We start from the raw sequence: 16,338 nt of genomic DNA on the forward strand, positions 1-16,338 counted from the left end.
GCTTCCACCAATCGGTCAAATGACAGACCTTCCTGTCGCCGGCGCGAAACGGCCCAAGGCAAAACCTCACAGCACGCACCTACGCGATGACCGGACGGTGACGAAGCCCCTCGCGATCGACGGTAAAATGCGTGATCCGACAGAGCGTGGAAGCAGCATGCCGGCATCGCCACATATTGGGCATCATCCATGGAGTTAACTGTCATGCCATTTACGCTTCCCCCACTTCCCTTCGATCGGTCCGCTCTTGAACCTGTGCTCTCGGCTGAAAGCTTTGACTATCATCATGGCAAACATCACAAAGCCTATGTCGATAAGGTCAATGGTTGGATCGACGAAAAGGGTCTGGCGGGTAAAACGATCATCGATATTGCGGCGTTTGCGAAAGAAGGTGGTGACAAGCCGCTGTTCAACAATGCAGCCCAAGTCTGGAATCACAGTTTCTTCTGGCAATGCCTCGCACCCATGGACTCGACCAAGCCGTCGGAGAAGCTCTTGAAGATGATCGAGAGCGACTTTGGTTCGCATCAAAATTTAATTCAAAAACTGGCGGCTGAGGCTGTCGGTCACTTCGCGAGCGGCTGGGCCTGGCTGATACTCGAAGGAGACAAGCTCAGGATCACATCGCTTCACGATGCCGATACGCCGATCGTGCACGGCATGACGCCGTTGCTGACCATCGATGTCTGGGAACACGCCTATTATATCGATTACCGCAACGCACGACCAAAATTTGCACAAGAACTGCTGTCTAAAGTGGTCAACTGGGATTTCGTTTCGCGCAATCTCGACGGGGCGGGTGCGGCTCGGGTCGACCAGACCCAATAAGCGCCTCGGTTTTTTTCCGCAAAAATATCGCTGCAAACAACCAATAACATTCGTTTGTTGGAGGCGTATTGCGCGCGGATAAGGAGCCAAGCAAAAATGAGGAATGAGCATGAGTATTCAGCTCGGACAATTAGCGCCTGATTTTGATCAGAACAGCACCGAAGGACGCATTCGTTTCCATGAATGGCTTGGAGACTCGTGGGGCGTTCTCTTCAGTCATCCCAAGGACTTTACGCCGGTTTGCACGACCGAGTTGGCCGAGGTTGGTCGGCTCAAGTCGGAGTGGGACAGGCGAGATGTCAAGGTTATCGGCCTCTCGATCGATCCTGTCGAAGCGCACCGCATCTGGGAGGCCGATATCGAGTCTACTCAAGGGCAGCAGGTCAACTTCCCGATGCTCGCTGACAACGATCAAACGGTCGCGCAGCTCTATGGCATGATCCATCCGATGAGCGATCCGACCGTCACCGTGCGGTCCGTCTTCGTCATTGATCCGCTAAAAAAAGTCCGCCTCATCCTCACATATCCGCCAAGCACGGGGCGCAATTTCGTCGAGATTCTGCGGACGATCGACAGCCTGCAATTGACCGACCGACGCAGCGTCGCGACGCCTGTGAATTGGAAGCCTGGCGACCCAGTCATCGTCTCTCCGAAACTGTCGGACGAGGAAGCCTCGCGACAATTCCCACAAGGCTACGCGACGCTCAAACCATATTTGCGGATCGTCGATCTCGAGGGAGGTTCGGCCGGTGAGCAACCCGCTGCAGCCTGAATCAGTCGTACAAGCCGGCAATGATGATATCGCCGATTTGCTTGAACGAAACCGGCAATGGGCGGGCCGGAAGACCCAAAGCGACCCTCGCTTTTTCGCACGCCTCGTCGGTCAACAGAGCCCGCGATATTTCTGGGTGGGTTGTTCAGATAGTCGCGTTCCAGCAACCGAGATTGTCGATCTCGATCCAGGCGAAATGTTCGTCCACCGCAACATCGCCAATCTCGTGCCGGCCAGCGATACCAATTTCAACGCCGCTCTTTTGTTTGCCGTCAATGTGCTCCGCGTCCGGCATGTTCTGGTGGTGGGGCATTATGGCTGCGGGGGCATTCGCGCGGCTCGAAATGCCGTTGCGAACGACGCAATCGGTTCGTGGCTTGCACCCGTCAGAGCCCTATACTGGCAACATCGCACTGCGCTTCATGCTTTACCGGATGAGCAGGCACGCGAGGATCGACTGTGCGAGCTCAACGTCATCGCCCAGGTTGAGCAGGTCTGCGCCAATGCTGTGGTCGAGCAAGCATGGCGAGATGGTCACGACCTGACGGTACATGGGCTTATCTACGCTATCGGCGACGGCCTCCTGCAAAGTGTTTGCGAGCCAGTCTCGCGCATCCCCGTGGGTAAGGCTCATGTCCGCGACGATGATGATGACGAGAATATATTGTGAGCGATCAGACGCTCTGTGCTGCAGGAACCTCGAACCTGGCCCGAGAATGCCGGGATCTCGCCCACCTTTGCGAGGCGACAAGCGCGGCCAGCCGGGAACTGGACGGTCGAATTGCCCGAACGGTATTTCCCGGACTGGTGGATCTGGAAGAACTTGAGATAGCGGTTTGGCGCTATGGCGACGGTAGCCGCGTTCGCGCGCTACGATATTCCGGCGAGAAGGCAGCGGCGGCGACCCTCGTTCCACCGGGCCACTGGATGGAACGCGATGCGGATCTGCCCGATCGCATCTGGATCTACGGGCCCGGCAGCGACGATGCAGTTTCGGCGAGGCATGTTCTGGAACCGCTGGCGATATCCGCCGCGTGCTTGCGCATGCACGCGCGGCTCAAGGGGATGTCACCGTCAAGGTGATTATTCTCATTCCGTCATTTTGATCATCATCCCCCTTCTGGAGAAAGAGAAATGCTCATCACCGTCTATCACGGCGTTGACGTCGGTACCGCCAAAGACAAGGGCGCAATGCATTTTGACGCCCTGCCTTCGTGCGGTGAAGAGGTCGAGATCGACCGCAAGGCCTACGTCGTTGGCAGAGTGTGGCATCTTCCGAGCGCCCGCTTTGCTGGCGCGAAGCTCGCCATTCTGATAAACGAGGCAGTCGATGAAGCGATCATGTCGCGCACGCCTGCCTTGGCCAGCGCCTAGACCGTGCGCTCGTGGCTTATATCGCCGCAGTGGCTACCAGTTCTGGTTGTCGGCTTGGCTACCTCCGCAGTATATGCTGGCACCCCTGAGCATCCGGCCGCTCCGACTTTGCGGTTCGCGGACATTGAGACAGCTTTTGGCCAAACGGACCAATTGCCGGCAGCGCAAGCTGCTGTCGCCGCCGCCCTACCGATCGGCATGCCGCTACCGGATGCCCAAGCGATATTGGTGCGTGCTGGTGCGCGCTGCCAGCTGCAACGCCGTAATCCTGAAGTGATCGAGTGCGTCTACTCCCAGAGGACCACTATCGATGATTATTACGCTGCGGACATCGTCTGGACGACGGCGCTGCACGGCGAAGGCGCGCGGGTCGCACAAATCTCGATCCGTCGCGAACTTGATAAGCACTGATTCCCGAGAGGCTTCTATGCCGTTCTACAGTGCAGTTTCTGGCGCTTTGCTCGACGGACTGACAAAACGGGCACGACCGGTTTCCGATTGGCGATGCGCGCTGCGTGCCTTCAACAGATCCTGGCGGGAAAGAATGCCGACGACGCGGCGGCTGCCCGGTTCGACGATCGGTATCCGGCCGACCCCGGAATCGACCATGAGGTCGGCCACCACGCCGATCGGCGTCGCGGGGTAGGCGACAAGAAGCGATGCGTCGGAGAGCGTTTCGGCAAGGCTGGTATCGGCGGGATGCTCGCCAACCTGCCACCGCAAGGCATCCGTTCGGGAGACGAGGCCAAGCAGCGCATTATCGTCATCGACAACGGGATAGCTACGATGATCCGCACCATCGGCAAAGAAGGTTGCGGCCGTAGCGATCGTCATTGTACCCGGAAGCGTGGCGGGATCGCGTGTCATCAATTGAGCGGCTTGCACGAGGTCCAGTGGATCAACGCTGTATTCCTGGAGAATGTGGCGACCCCGCCGCGCAATTTTTTCGGTCAGGATCGATCGACGCATCAACAGGACGCTGACGGCATATGCGCAGGCTGCCGCCGTGACGGTAAGCGGCAGAGCGTCGAAATGGCCCGTGAGTTCAGCGGCAAAAAGGGCGCCGGTAATGGGCGCCCGCATGGCACCACTCATGATGCCTGCCATGCCGATCATGGCCCAGAAGCCGGGGCCACCTGGCAGGAGATGTCCGAGCAGACACCCGGCCGCGCCGCCCAAAATCAGCAACGGCGCCAGCACACCGCCCGATGTCCCCGAACCCAGCGCTACGAGCCAGACGACCGCCTTGACGACGAGCAGCGCAACGACGACCCGCGTTGTCAGCGACCCGTCCAGCAAGGCCTGGATGCTCTGATAACCTGCGCCCAGCACATGGGCATCGATCAGGCCGCCGAAACCAACCACGATGGCGCCGATTGCCGGCCACCACATCCAGTGAACTGGCAGTCGGTGAAACAGATCCTCGACGCGGTAGAGGGATGTCGAGAGCAGGGCCGCCTCGAGTCCCACGACAATACCAACGCCCGCCGCCGCCGCGATTGGCCAAAGGCCCGTCGGGGTGAGCGCGACAAACGGAAACATGGCGCCGCTGCCAATCAGCCAGGGGCGCCATGCAAACGCAACTATAACACCGACCACGACCGGCACGAAGCTGCGGGGTTTCCATTCGAAGAGCAGCACCTCGATCGCCAGCAGAATCGCGGCGAGCGGCGTACCAAAGATCGCCGTCATCCCGGCTGCGGCGCCGGCCACGAGCAATGTCTTGCGCTCGGCCGCGCTCAGATGAAAGCATTGCGCGAACAGCGATCCGATCGCGCCGCCGGTCATGATGATCGGTCCTTCCGCGCCGAAGGGGCCGCCGCTGCCGATCGATACCGCAGACGAAAGCGGCTTCAGGATCGCGACCTTGAGCGACAACCGGCTCTCGCCATACAAGATCGTCTCGATCGCCTCGGGGATACCATGCCCACGAATTTTATCGGAGCCATAGCGGGCCATCAGCCCGACGATCAGGCTCCCGATGATCGGAATGGCGATGATCCACAATCCGACGGTGGTATCGGTTATAGACACCGATTGCGCCGAAAGCCGCCCAAACCAGAACAGGTTGGTAGCGATCGCGATCAGGCGGATCAGGATCCAGGCGCCGAGCGCGCCGCCCGTGCCGACGACGAGCGCCATGGCGGCGAGCATGAGCATGCGCCAATTCGCGCTATGGTCGGCCAGACGATGTGTTTCTGATATGGCTTTTGCTGCGGACGTCATGAATCGCCTTTGATACGGTGTGGGCGATCCGTTATATCGCAGTGCGATATAATTCAATGGGTGAGATGGGGTTGCATGACAAATAGCGTTGCGTTGACGGATGAGGATTACATTGCGCTGGCCGACTTTCGCCATGCGTTGCGTCGTTTCCAGGCATTCAGCGAGGCGAATGCGACGAATGTTGGTCTCACGCCCCAACAGCATCAGGCCTTATTGGCAATCCGCGCGGCGTCTCCGGCCGAGGTGACCGTCGGCATTATCGCCGAGCGGCTTATCCTCAAGCCGCATAGCGCAACCGGACTGGTTGATCGACTGGAGGCGCTTGAGCTGGTTACCCGGCACGAGGCAAGCGTCGACCGCCGTCGGGCAATGCTTCGGCTCACACCTAAGGCGGAAACGATGCTCGCTGCTTTATCTGCGACCCATTGCGAGGAGATCCGTCGGCTGAAACCTCTCCTTGCGGATCTATTGGCCAAATTCGGTTAGGGTGGCTCCACGCAGGTAAATCCACAAAAATATTGCTATTAACCGGCAATAATACTCGTTTGTCTTATGCTCATGTTACCGTCAACCTGTTCGCATACGAATTGCCCCCCAATAAACGCGCCCGGAGAGGATTCTGCTTTGGCAGACCGGAGCGCGCGGGGGCCACAATGTTGAGGTTGTGCAGATAATGACGAAAACCGACTCTCCAGGGCACATCCAGATCCTGGGACAAAGGTGTCTCGCTCGGGAGTGTCCCGCCGCGAAGTGAGCGAAGGGCGCCAGCGCAATGACTGAGAATCTTTCCCCGGGGCGCCCTGCTCTGGAAACAATCGCTGCCTCGCATGGAGTCGCGAGCGATACGGCCTTCGGCGCGGTAACGCCGCCGCTCTACATGTCCAGCACCTATACGTTCGAAGGCTATGACCAACCGCGTGCTCATGATTATGGCCGATCCGGCAATCCTAGCCGCGATCTGCTCGCCGACGCACTTGCAAAGCTTGAGGGTGGCGCGGGGGCCGTCATTACCTCGAGCGGCATGGCCGCGATCGATCTTCTTCTTGGTCAATTTGGCCCCGATGATCTCGTCCTCGCGCCTCACGATTGCTACGGCGGCACCTATCGCCTGTTGAATGCGCGCGCCGAACGCCGCCAGTTTCAGGTCGTCTTCGTCGATCAGTCGAATGACAGGGCACTCGATGCCGCGCTTGAGGACGTGCCGGCCCTCGTTCTGATCGAAACCCCGAGCAACCCCCTCATGCGGATCGTCGATATAGCGGCGATCGCCGCCAAGGCCAAAAGTGCCGGTGCCGCGGTTGCTGTCGACAACACCTTCCTTTCGCCCGCGCTGCAGCGACCGCTGACGCTCGGTGCCGATTACGTCATTCATTCCACGACCAAATATCTGAATGGCCACTCCGACGTTATCGGTGGCGCGATCATCGCGGCTGATCCCGCACAGGTCGAGGTGCTGCGTAAATGGGCGAATGTCGTCGGCTCCATCGGCGCGCCCTTTGACGCCTGGCTCACCTTACGCGGCTTGCGTACGCTGTTTCCTCGCATCGAACGGCAGCAACTGACCGCAACCGTGATCGCCAATCATCTCGAGCATCATGCTGCAGTGGCGCGGGTGCATTACCCGGGTCTCAAATCCCATCCAGGCCACACGATCGCCCGCCGTCAGCAAAGAGGCTATGGCGCGATGCTCAGCTTCGAGCTTGTCGGTGGTGTCGAGGCGGTCCGTCGCTTTATATCGCATGTTCGTATGTTCACGCTGGCGGAATCGCTCGGAGGCGTCGAAAGCCTCGTCGCACACCCTGCGACGATGACCCATGCAGATATGGGTGATGAGGCCCGCCGCATCGCTGGCATCAGCGATGGCCTGCTGCGTCTGTCGGTTGGCCTGGAAGATGAAAGGGATTTGATCGCAGGGCTCGATCTTGGGTTGTCCGCATGTTGAAGCGACGACTCACCGCCGAATTCGACCACTAGGCGAAAGGAGGCGAGCCATGCCCACAGCTGTCATACTCATCGATCTACTGGGGCTAATTCTGATCGTTCTGGGATTCCATCTGGCGTTCCGCCAGAATCTGGTGCGCCGATGGTGGTCAGTGCTGCGCCATGAATGCCATGCGCCGGCTCGCTTAACCGCTGACCGATGAGGATCCCGCCCGCTATGCAATGCGCATTTCTGGAGTGATGATCCTTGCTTTTGGTGTCGCGATAACCCTCCTGTTCACGCTTTCCCACCTCCGCTGAGGTCGCTGGTGATGTTCACCCCAAATGCGCGTGGAGACGTACCGCAATATATTTGCGCTATGCCATAAATATTTTGAACTTCGGAGACCGGCTTCCGTGAGGCAATAGGCGCTCGTCTTCGGACGATGTTCTCACAATGACCGTCGCTTTTGCCGTCGGTCTGTACAGCGACGCGATAGCCATCTTCATGCCAGTACAGACTAGCGCGGGCGCAGCGCAGCCCTTCTTCGCGATCGACTCTCAGAAGTTTCTCTTTTCCTTCAGCAGTTATATTGCTGCAGCGGCTACGCTTGCGATCGCCTTTTCCGCAAGCTTGCCGCGCCCATGGTGGGCACTTCTCACCGTCTACGTCACCGCGCAACCTATGGCAGGGGCCTTCAGGCCCAAGATCTTCTATCGTCTCGGCGGTATAGTGACGGGTGCTGTGGTTACGGTCGCGCTAGTTCCGAACCTGCAGAATTCGCCCGAGCTTCTGATATTATGCCTGGCGGCCTGGACAGGCTTTTGCATCTATCTTGCCGTTCTCGACCGTACGCCGCGTGCCTTCCTGTTCCAGATGGCAGCGTTCAGCTCAGCCGTGATCAGTTTCCCTTATCTCGACGACCCGGGTAATATCTTCACCACAACCATATCCCGGGTCGAGGAAATGACGGTGGCCATCGTGTGCGTTTCGATCGCGCACGCCCTGCTCCAGCCATGGAGCGCCACCCCGGTCATCCGCAGCAAGGCGGAAGCGTTTCTCGCGCATGCGTCCCGCTGGACCGCCGAGGCGCTTGGAAGCCGCCATACGGCGCTGGAATATGAGCATCGTCGGACCCTTGCCGCCGACGTGACCGAACTTGGCATGATCGCCATCCACCTTCCGTTTGATCAACGCGCGGCGCCAGCAACGCGACGGTTGGTTCTGAGCCTGCAAGAACGTCTGGCAACGGTGCTGCCACTGGCATCGGCTGCAGCAAACCGGCTCGACCTTCTGCGGGAGCTTTCGCCGCTCGACGCCCCGCTTGAGGCGCTGATTGACGACGTCATCCTCTGGCTTGGGGGCGTGATCGACACGCCTGGCGCTGTTGAGCGTGCGCTTGTTGATCGGTGTCGATCCCTGGCAGCTCTTCATGAACAAACAGCCGACTGGGAGGGGCTTTTGGTCGTCAGCGTCTGCGAGCGCGTGGCTGAGTTTCTGGAAGCGCTGGATGACAGCCGCCGGCTCGTCCAGCAAATTGGGGGTGCGCCCGAAGGGCCACAGCCTGTCACGCCGGAAACGGTTAGCGAAAGCTACCCGCTTGCGCGGGACCATAGCGTCGCGGCGCTTGCTGGGCTCGCAACAGCCACGGCGATCGCGCTCTATTGCGCAGTGTGGATTCTTCTGGCCTGGCCCAATGGATCGGCCACGGCTGCCTTTGCCGCGTTAATCACCTGCTCGTTCGCGGTGCAGGACGACCCGGCGCCCGTGATTGGCCGTTACCTTGGCGCGACGCTGATGACATTCCCTCTGGCGGCGCTCTACCTGTTTGCGATCTTGCCGCGTGTCGATGGCTACGGAATGCTGATCGTCACTCTTGCGCCAGCGCTGCTCTGGATGGGGTATATCCAAGCCGACCCGCCGCGGTCCGCACGGGCTTTACCGATGTTTTCCTGTTTCATCGTCGGCCTTGGTTTTCTGGCGCGCTTTCAGGCGGACTTTGCCGTGTTCATCAACACCGGGCTTGCCCAGGTGGGGGGTGTCGTGACCACGCTCGCCGTGACCAAGTTGTTTCGTTCGACCAATGTGCTGTGGACGGCGCGCCGGATCGTACGGGGAAATTGGGCTGATCTCGAGCAACTCGCTAACATTCGCAGACCGTTCGAAGCCGAACGCTGGACGGGCCTGGCAGTCGATCGGCTGGGACAGATCGCGGCGCGCATGGCGGTTGCGCCCGCCGGCGATGCGCTACACGAGACCGATGGTCTTGCCGACCTGCGTATCGGCCGGAACATCATCCCGATCCGGCGCGCGCTGGTCGCCGTGCCCCATGACGTCCGTCACGCCCTCGGCATGGTGCTGTCTGAGACATCCTCCTTATTTCGCGCGCGCCGACAAGCCGGTGAAGCCGTGTCACCCCCGGTGTCTTTGCTTGAAGCGATCGATGCAGCAATCGACGATATGCTTGCGAGCGCGCAGCTTGCGCCACGCCATCAAGCGCTGCTGGCGCTCGTCGGTATGCGGTGCAACCTGTTCCCGGCAGCGCTGCCTTTCGAGAGTGCGCGCGCGCGATGATCGAGGAACTGCATCTCTTTGGCATCTATATGCCAGCCGCGCTCGTCTGGGCGGTTGTAGCGGGAACCCTCGCTTATTGTCTTCGCAATCTGCTGCAGCGCCTCCCTTTCTCCCAATTGCTTTGGCACCCGGGCGTTCTCGAGCTGGCGCTGTTCGCGACGCTTTGGTGGGCTCTGACCTTCCTTGCCGACAACTTCCTCTCCCGTGCTCTGGTATCCTGATATGATCCATCGTCGTTCCCTTCTGCGCACAGCGGTCACCGCGCTGGTGATCTGCATCGTGCTCGCGGCAATCTACGCCTTGTGGATGCGCTACCAGGTTGAACCGCTGACGCGTGACGGCAAGGTTCGGGCCGATCTCGTGCCGGTCGCCGCTGATGTCAGTGGGCTTGTCACCGAAGTGCGCATCCGTGACGATGAGGTCGTGCGCAAGGGCCAGATCCTGCTGGTCATCGACCGCCCACGCTATCAGCTGGCACTCGATCAGGCTGACGCGAACCTGGCGACCCAGCGGGTGAGCCTGGCGCAGGCCGCGCGGGAGGATCGTCGCAATCGTTCGATGACCGAGTTGCTGGCGGCCGAGGTGATCGAGCAGGGGCGGGCGCGGGTCGATGCCCTTAGGACTGGACTGGATCAGGCCATTGCCGCGCGCAATCTGGCGCGGCTCAATCTGGATCGTACCTATGTACGTGCGCCCGTCGACGGGACGGTGTCGAACATGACGCTACAGCCTGGCGTCTACCTGAACGCCGGAAAGCCAGCTGTCGCGCTTGTCTATGGCCAGTCGCTGCGGGTGGAGGGGTATTTCGAGGAAACGAAATTGCCCGCTATCCATCTCGGCGATCCCGCGAGCGTTTACCTGATGGGCGTCGCTGACGAAATCACCGGTCATGTCGAAAGCATCGCCGCCGGGGTCGAAGATCGGGAACGCGCCGGGGGGGAAGCACAACTTGCCAACGTCAACCCGTCCTTCACCTGGGTCAGATTGGCGCAGCGCATTCCTGTGCGAATCAAAATCGACAAAGTGCCCAGTAATGTCCGGCTGATCCCGGGCCAAACGGCGACCGTGATCGTTCATGCCCGCGCTGTCGATGTGCCCGTTCGCCGGAGCCTGCCATGGTGAACCTTCGCCGGCTGCTGGCGCCGCTCGCGCTCTTCTGCCTGTCCGCCTGCGCAACCGTTGGCCCGAATTATCGGATGCCGGACGAGGCCCTCGTCAACGCGCCAAAAGGGCAGGGCGCGTTTATATCCGGCGGGCAGGGGACCACTAACGATCCGCTACCCGATCAATGGTGGAAGCTATTCGACGACCAGGTTTTGAACCGTTTGATCGAACAAGCGCTCATCGCCAACACCGACCTGCGGGTTGCCGAAGCCAATCTTCAGCGCAGTGACGCGCTGCTCGCCGAGGCACGAACCGGTCGAGAGGTCGGAGGCACCGCAAATCTGGAGACGAGCTGGGCGCAGCCTTCAGCAGAAGCGGTCATGCAACATGTCCAACCGCCGGAACATCAGATCTACAATGGCGGGCTTTCGATCAGTTACGACCTTGACCTGTTTGGCGGGATCCGGCGCGGTGTCGAGGCAGCCACCGCCGAGGACGAAGCCGCGGTTGCCGCCCGCGATCTGGTCCGGATCAACGTCGCGGCCCAGACAGCGCAGGCCTATGCCGATGTCTGCAACGCCGGGCACGAGATCGCGGACCTTCGCCAGCTAATTGCTGTACTGGACGAAGACCTGCGCCTCACCCGCCTTATGATTGCGCATGGCCGTGCGCCGAAGTTCGAGCAGGATCGCCAGCTAAGCCTGCTGGCAAACACCAGGGCGCGCTTGCCCCGCATGGAAGCAGGCCAGCGGAACGCTGTATTCCGCATTGCGACGTTGATGGGACGGGTGCCTGCAGAATTCGATCACGGCCTGCTAGGATGTCACGCGCCGTTGGTGCTGCGCTCGCTGATGCCGGTTGGGGACGGACAGGGGCTGCTCAAGCGACGACCCGATGTTCGCGCGGCCGAACGCCGATTGGCTGCGGCGACGGCACGGATCGGTATAGCAACGGCCGCGCTCTATCCCGACATCAAACTCGGGGCTTCGCTTGGCTCCACCGGCGCTGCGACAGACCTGCTATCGTCGTTGACCAATCGGTTTGGCATTGGCCCATTGATCAGCAGGAACATCCACCGAAGCGCAATTCGGGCGCGAATTTCGCAGAGCGAGGCGCAGACACGCGCTAATCTCGCGGCCTTTGACGGCACGGTGCTGAGCGCCTTGCGGGAGGTGGAAAGCGCACTGAACAACTATGCGGCCGATCTTGTGCGACTGGAAGATTTGAAAGCGGCACGCGATGGCGCGGTACAGGTTTCCGAGCGAACGGCCGCTTTGCGGCGGGGTGGCAAGCTGGGAGGTCTGGTTGCGCTGGATGCCCAGCGCAGTCGGATCATTGCCGAGCAAGCCGTTACAGCCGCGCAGACCGATATCAATCGCGATCAGATTGCGCTTTTTTTGGCCCTCGGGGGAGGATGGTCAACACCGTCAAAGCAATGAGAAAACTGCACACGGCGGTTGTTCGCGGCCATGAGATCGACAAAATGCATCAGCCCTGTCTTTGACGGGGTGCAGCAGCGCCTGATCCTGTCTTCGCGCGTCGCGTTATCCAACCAATGTACCCGAGCACGACGAGAGCAGCTACCGCCGCAACGATTAGGCCGGTGGTTGTCACAATATCGGTCCTTTGTTTTAAGCTCCCCCGCGAATTCGGTTCCCTAAAGCTTTGTGTGCCTGTCGTTCAGTCGTTCGAGCATTTTCGTGATGGCAGTTTCGCCTCTGACACCGAGCGCTACTACGGCAACTCGAAGGACTTTCCTGTGCTCCGCTGATCCGGGGACAAGCATCGACGACCGCCGCGTCTTTGCGTCCCGGGTCTCATTCCACACGCGAGCGGCAACCAGTTCGATCTCCTGTCGCTCCGGCAAGCGCGTTTCGTTGATGCATGCCACGATCGCAGGATAGATGGCCAAGGTACGTGGCATTACGTCATCCTTTCAGGTGATTTCGATCCAGGAATTTGGCTCCCCGCGTGGATGGTAATGCGCCACTCTCAGACGAAGGGTGTGCATCGGGACTCGCGTTTCGTCCTTTTGATTTGTGGCGTTCGCGCCAGTCGCCGCCTTCGGCCCAAACGAGCATGCCCGCGATTGCGCTAAACAGAACCACCATGCGCAGGAAGTCGCTCGATCTGAGGGCACCACCAGAAACTGCCACGAGCAAAACCAGCATGGCTGGCGGCCCCCATTCGGGATGGCGGACGACCTTGAAGGCAGTCCAGCCCAGCCATGTAAGCACCAGTGCGGCTGCTAGACCGCCCAAGACTGCCGTGATTGCTTCGAAAGCGATATCAAGCATGTTCATCGAATGTGGACGGGTCAGTTCGCCACCGATTCCGGTGACTCGCTCGACCGCAATCCCCTCCATTTCTGCTTCTCATTATATATCGCGTTACGATATAAATAGCAAGACTGAGAGGGTGAAGTTTCTATCGTTAAGGAAAGGCGGCACCACAACAAGCTGAGCGAACCGACCTGAACGCTGGCAGCATGTCGGGCTACCGTGGTGTTAACGCACGCGATGCCCACGAGGAATACAAACCAGCTAGATTCTGCTAGGGCGTCCTTATGACAACGACACAGCATGCAGCCCTCAAAAGAGGTGCTGCCGACCTTGCGATCGATTTTGGAACAGCGAACACGCGGATCTATGTGCGCGGTTCTGGAATCGTGTTCGAAGAACCCTCGCTTTGCTGCTTCAGCGATGAGACCTGGGAACCGAAGTTGCTCGCTGTTGGTGAAGCCGTCACTCGCATGGTCGGTCGAACGTCGGGGCCGCTTCGCATAGCGCGTCCCTTGGCCCGTGGGGTGTTGAACGACATCGAAGCTGGCCGCGAAATGTTGCGCCATGCGATCCATGCAAGCATCGGTCGCCGTCGACTCCGATCACCGCGCGCGATCATCGGAGTGCCCGCCGATGCGACACATGCCGAGAGAACCGCCTTGGTAACAACCGCCAACGATGCCGGTGTCCGCGTTGTTGAACTGGTGCCCGAGCCGCTCGCAGCAGCGTTCGGGGCGGGACTACCCGTGGAAGAGCCGGAAGGTTCGATGCTCATAGAATGTGGCGCCGGGACGACGGAAGTCGGCGTGCTCTCACTTGGTGCACTTTGCGTTCAACGGTCGGTGCGTATCGGCGGGCATGCCCTAAACCAGGCTATCATCGATCATCTTCATTCCAGGCATAAGTTTCTGATCGGGCAAGAAACAGCCGAACGCGTAAAGCTGGAGATCTCTGAGCGACTCTTTGACGATCAATCCAATACGTCGGATCTGGAATTGAAAGGCCATAACGTTTTGTCGGGAGGCCCCGCTACTTTTTGTGTCAGCGCGCAAGAATTAATCGGCGTTATCGACCGCCATGCGGCTCTTATCGTAGACGTTGTTCGAGACGCTTTGAACGAGACACCGCCAGAGCTATCCCGCGATATTCATGATCGCGGGATCTACCTCAGCGGTGGCAGTGCCTCAGTGAAGATTCTTCAGCATGCTATAACGCAGGCGACAGGCCTGCGAACGCACGTCGCCGACGAACCCCTTCGCTGCGTCGCGAAGGGTCTTGGCGCTATGATGGTCTGAAGTCGGGCAGGGCTCGATCGCGCATCACTGAGTTTTAGCACTATCAGGCTGCTCGATATTCGCGATCGGCCGTCACGGCAGTTCGCCGTCCCGGGTCACCTTGACGATCCGAAGCCGTCGCTCGTGATGTTCGCGATCCGGCCAGAGAATCGATTGACCTTCTGCCAATCCGATCAGGCCTGCACCCACGAGCGTCAGTATCGATATTCGTCCGGCTTCGATGTCTGCGTCAGGCGGAAATACCAGCTTGAGGGTTCGGCGCGTGTCGCTCCCTTCATCGACGAATTCGACCGTCGAAAGCATCGTCACAATCCCGGTTGGCAGCTTTCCTGGACGATGAATTTTGGCGCGTTCAATCTCGGACAGGAGCAAAGCACTGACCTCCGGCTGGCGGTCTTCAATGCTCATAGCCAGGTCGGAGAGGCGGTCAGCTTCGCTGTCCAAAAGATGTATTGGGGGGCGCGCCGCGGGGCGGGTCATGATATGATACTTTCATGTGACGGGCGCGCAAATGCTTGCGCCGCACTCGTATGTATGTGTGTGAAAGGTAGCGACCCCGAACTCGAGCGGGAAGCCGCAAGGGAGTCCGGGGCTATTTGCCGGTCAGGAGTTGACCCGCGTGCGTGCGGACACGCTGCAAAAGATTGACGGTGCTCATCGTTTCAATGTGGAGGTTGATCCAAGGATTGTCAAACGCGGCACCACTTTCTCGCGTTCGAGCGATATTAGTTACCGATGAGCTCAAAATTATCCAAGTCACGCGCCATCAACGGCGGGGATGACATCTCCATCTAGCGCGGCGATTGCGGTTTGATAATAATAGTTATGTTAAATCTAGTGGATTTCTAAGCGTTCAGAACGCTAGTTCTGCCTGCCTCGGCGCGGCTCTTGGCTGTTCTCGTCTGCCGCCAATCAGACCGCGCGCACAGCCTGCCAGAACATAGACGGCTTGGCGCTGCGCACCGCGATTGTGATGATCGACACAATAGCCCTGATAGTGCCGCTTGAGCAAGCCAGCGCGCACCAGCTCCGATACCGCCCGGCTCACATTCGTCTTGCCCGAAGCCCGTACCTGCTCACGGATGGCGCCGTCGACGATCGCGGTGGCCTGATCGACGTCGGCTGGTAATATGCCCGACACTGCCAGATCAGTCCGTATCCGCTCTTCCAGGGCAACACGGCGGGGGTCACGCTGGCCCATCGGGGTCAGCGCATCGCAAAGCCAGTCACGCAGCGGAATGAGACCGCCGCCCTTGGCTACCAACGGCCCGGCGCTACCGTCGGAACGGGAGACCTGCGCAATCAGGTTGAGCACCATGAAGGCATAGCGCGGCCGAGACGAGGATCGCGCAAGCATCTCCAACAAGGACGGCATATCCAGTTGCTGGCGGCTGTCACCGATGATCGGAGCGTGCAACATAACAGGATTGAATCAAGCACATATAGGGGGTGAAGTGAATCCCCCTTTGCAGCAGATTCATCATTTTGTCGGCTGTGACACTTTGCCCGGAGATAAAGTGTCACGTGCGCCCTTTCGTCATAACTCCAGCCGATCCGTACAAAAGACGACCTGTGCTTTTCTTGCGGGGAGTTGGTCGCTGGAAGCATCCGGTCTTGTTTTTCAATAGCTTCGCCGAATGCTGACTGGACGAAACCGCCAACAAAATGCGAGTCGTTCGCATTATGAGCAGTCTCGAAGATGCTGGCCGCTTGGGCGATATCACCGCATTCGACGCCGAATGTCGGCAGGCGACGACGCTCGATCAGCTCAAGTCCTTGCTCGATGCGATTGTGCGCCAGTTCGGATTCCGCTGGTTCGCATTGGTGCACAATGTCGACCTGAAACGCACCACCCGAAAAGCCCTGCTGATAACCACCTATCCGGCGCGCTGGGTCGAGGAGGTAATGGGGTTTGAGTAGCAACGGAACAGAAAACCTACATAAGGGGCTTCAAGCATCGTC

General features: G+C 59.5%; 18 protein-coding genes. 14 read left to right on the forward strand and 4 right to left on the reverse strand.

Annotated features, from left to right (window positions below):
- The first annotated feature begins 204 nt into the window (after positions 1 to 204).
- From ACODSR_RS13770 to ACODSR_RS13795, 6 genes are all read left to right on the forward strand, one after another.
- The gene (locus tag ACODSR_RS13770; RefSeq protein WP_340266527.1) at positions 205 to 828 is read left to right on the forward strand and encodes a superoxide dismutase; all 624 of its coding nucleotides are present in this window, start codon (positions 205 to 207) and stop codon (positions 826 to 828) included.
- A 109-nt stretch (positions 829 to 937) separates the two neighbouring features.
- Complete coding sequence (locus ACODSR_RS13775; RefSeq protein ID WP_133722795.1) at positions 938 to 1,600, forward strand: peroxiredoxin; 663 nt, start codon at positions 938 to 940, stop codon at positions 1,598 to 1,600.
- A complete protein-coding gene (locus tag ACODSR_RS13780) occupies positions 1,578 to 2,270 on the forward strand; it encodes a carbonic anhydrase (protein WP_328804677.1) in 693 nt (230 codons plus the stop codon). The genes ACODSR_RS13775 and ACODSR_RS13780 overlap by 23 nt, the downstream gene beginning before the upstream one ends.
- Positions 2,267 to 2,683: a hypothetical protein gene (locus tag ACODSR_RS13785; protein ID WP_169574387.1), complete on the forward strand. Its 417-nt coding sequence runs from the start codon at positions 2,267 to 2,269 to the stop codon at positions 2,681 to 2,683. The genes ACODSR_RS13780 and ACODSR_RS13785 overlap by 4 nt, the downstream gene beginning before the upstream one ends.
- A gap of 51 nt (positions 2,684 to 2,734) precedes the next feature.
- Positions 2,735 to 2,974, forward strand: coding sequence for a hypothetical protein (locus ACODSR_RS13790; RefSeq protein WP_133722797.1), 240 nt, complete (start codon positions 2,735 to 2,737; stop codon positions 2,972 to 2,974).
- 108 nt (positions 2,975 to 3,082) lie between these two features.
- Complete coding sequence (locus ACODSR_RS13795) at positions 3,083 to 3,385, forward strand: hypothetical protein (protein ID WP_340266519.1); 303 nt, start codon at positions 3,083 to 3,085, stop codon at positions 3,383 to 3,385.
- A 24-nt stretch (positions 3,386 to 3,409) separates the two neighbouring features.
- Here ACODSR_RS13795 and ACODSR_RS13800 read toward each other — a convergent pair whose 3' ends face one another.
- Positions 3,410 to 5,200 carry a chloride channel protein gene (locus ACODSR_RS13800; protein WP_334685374.1) on the reverse strand — a complete coding sequence of 597 codons (1,791 nt, stop codon included), beginning with the start codon at positions 5,198 to 5,200 and terminating at the stop codon, positions 3,410 to 3,412.
- A gap of 75 nt (positions 5,201 to 5,275) precedes the next feature.
- Here ACODSR_RS13800 and ACODSR_RS13805 point away from each other — a divergent pair, with 75 nt between their 5' ends.
- From ACODSR_RS13805 to ACODSR_RS13830, 6 genes are all read left to right on the forward strand, one after another.
- On the forward strand, positions 5,276 to 5,686 hold the full coding sequence (locus ACODSR_RS13805) for a MarR family winged helix-turn-helix transcriptional regulator (RefSeq protein WP_033965543.1): 411 nt from the start codon (positions 5,276 to 5,278) through the stop codon (positions 5,684 to 5,686).
- A 286-nt stretch (positions 5,687 to 5,972) separates the two neighbouring features.
- Positions 5,973 to 7,142, forward strand: coding sequence for a cystathionine gamma-synthase (gene metB, locus ACODSR_RS13810; protein WP_033965542.1), 1,170 nt, complete (start codon positions 5,973 to 5,975; stop codon positions 7,140 to 7,142).
- Positions 7,143 to 7,628: 486 nt separating this feature from the next.
- Positions 7,629 to 9,695: an FUSC family protein gene (locus tag ACODSR_RS13815; RefSeq protein WP_169574459.1), complete on the forward strand. Its 2,067-nt coding sequence runs from the start codon at positions 7,629 to 7,631 to the stop codon at positions 9,693 to 9,695.
- The gene (locus ACODSR_RS13820; RefSeq protein ID WP_169574389.1) at positions 9,692 to 9,916 is read left to right on the forward strand and encodes a DUF1656 domain-containing protein; all 225 of its coding nucleotides are present in this window, start codon (positions 9,692 to 9,694) and stop codon (positions 9,914 to 9,916) included. Before ACODSR_RS13815 ends, ACODSR_RS13820 begins: the two co-directional genes overlap by 4 nt.
- Position 9,917: 1 nt before the next feature.
- Entirely contained in the window at positions 9,918 to 10,817 is a 900-nt protein-coding gene (locus ACODSR_RS13825; protein ID WP_169574390.1) for an efflux RND transporter periplasmic adaptor subunit, read from the forward strand.
- A complete protein-coding gene (locus ACODSR_RS13830; RefSeq protein WP_489055937.1) occupies positions 10,811 to 12,238 on the forward strand; it encodes an efflux transporter outer membrane subunit in 1,428 nt (475 codons plus the stop codon). Before ACODSR_RS13825 ends, ACODSR_RS13830 begins: the two co-directional genes overlap by 7 nt.
- Positions 12,239 to 12,727: 489 nt before the next feature.
- Here the strand turns inward: ACODSR_RS13830 and ACODSR_RS13835 are convergent, their stop codons facing one another.
- Positions 12,728 to 13,165 carry a hypothetical protein gene (locus ACODSR_RS13835; RefSeq protein WP_033965537.1) on the reverse strand — a complete coding sequence of 146 codons (438 nt, stop codon included), beginning with the start codon at positions 13,163 to 13,165 and terminating at the stop codon, positions 12,728 to 12,730.
- A 200-nt stretch (positions 13,166 to 13,365) separates the two neighbouring features.
- Between ACODSR_RS13835 and ACODSR_RS13840 the strand changes: the two genes are divergently transcribed.
- On the forward strand, positions 13,366 to 14,376 hold the full coding sequence (locus tag ACODSR_RS13840; protein WP_169574391.1) for a rod shape-determining protein: 1,011 nt from the start codon (positions 13,366 to 13,368) through the stop codon (positions 14,374 to 14,376).
- A 72-nt stretch (positions 14,377 to 14,448) separates the two neighbouring features.
- Here ACODSR_RS13840 and rnk read toward each other — a convergent pair whose 3' ends face one another.
- Positions 14,449 to 14,856: a nucleoside diphosphate kinase regulator gene (gene rnk, locus ACODSR_RS13845; protein ID WP_169574392.1), complete on the reverse strand. Its 408-nt coding sequence runs from the start codon at positions 14,854 to 14,856 to the stop codon at positions 14,449 to 14,451.
- A gap of 373 nt (positions 14,857 to 15,229) precedes the next feature.
- The gene (locus tag ACODSR_RS13850; RefSeq protein WP_489055936.1) at positions 15,230 to 15,796 is read right to left on the reverse strand and encodes a hypothetical protein; all 567 of its coding nucleotides are present in this window, start codon (positions 15,794 to 15,796) and stop codon (positions 15,230 to 15,232) included.
- A gap of 290 nt (positions 15,797 to 16,086) precedes the next feature.
- Between ACODSR_RS13850 and ACODSR_RS13855 the strand changes: the two genes are divergently transcribed.
- Positions 16,087 to 16,296: an autoinducer binding domain-containing protein gene (locus tag ACODSR_RS13855; RefSeq protein ID WP_489077248.1), complete on the forward strand. Its 210-nt coding sequence runs from the start codon at positions 16,087 to 16,089 to the stop codon at positions 16,294 to 16,296.
- Positions 16,297 to 16,338: the final 42 nt, after the last annotated feature.

The organism is Sphingobium sp. FG125 (assembly GCF_057809795.1).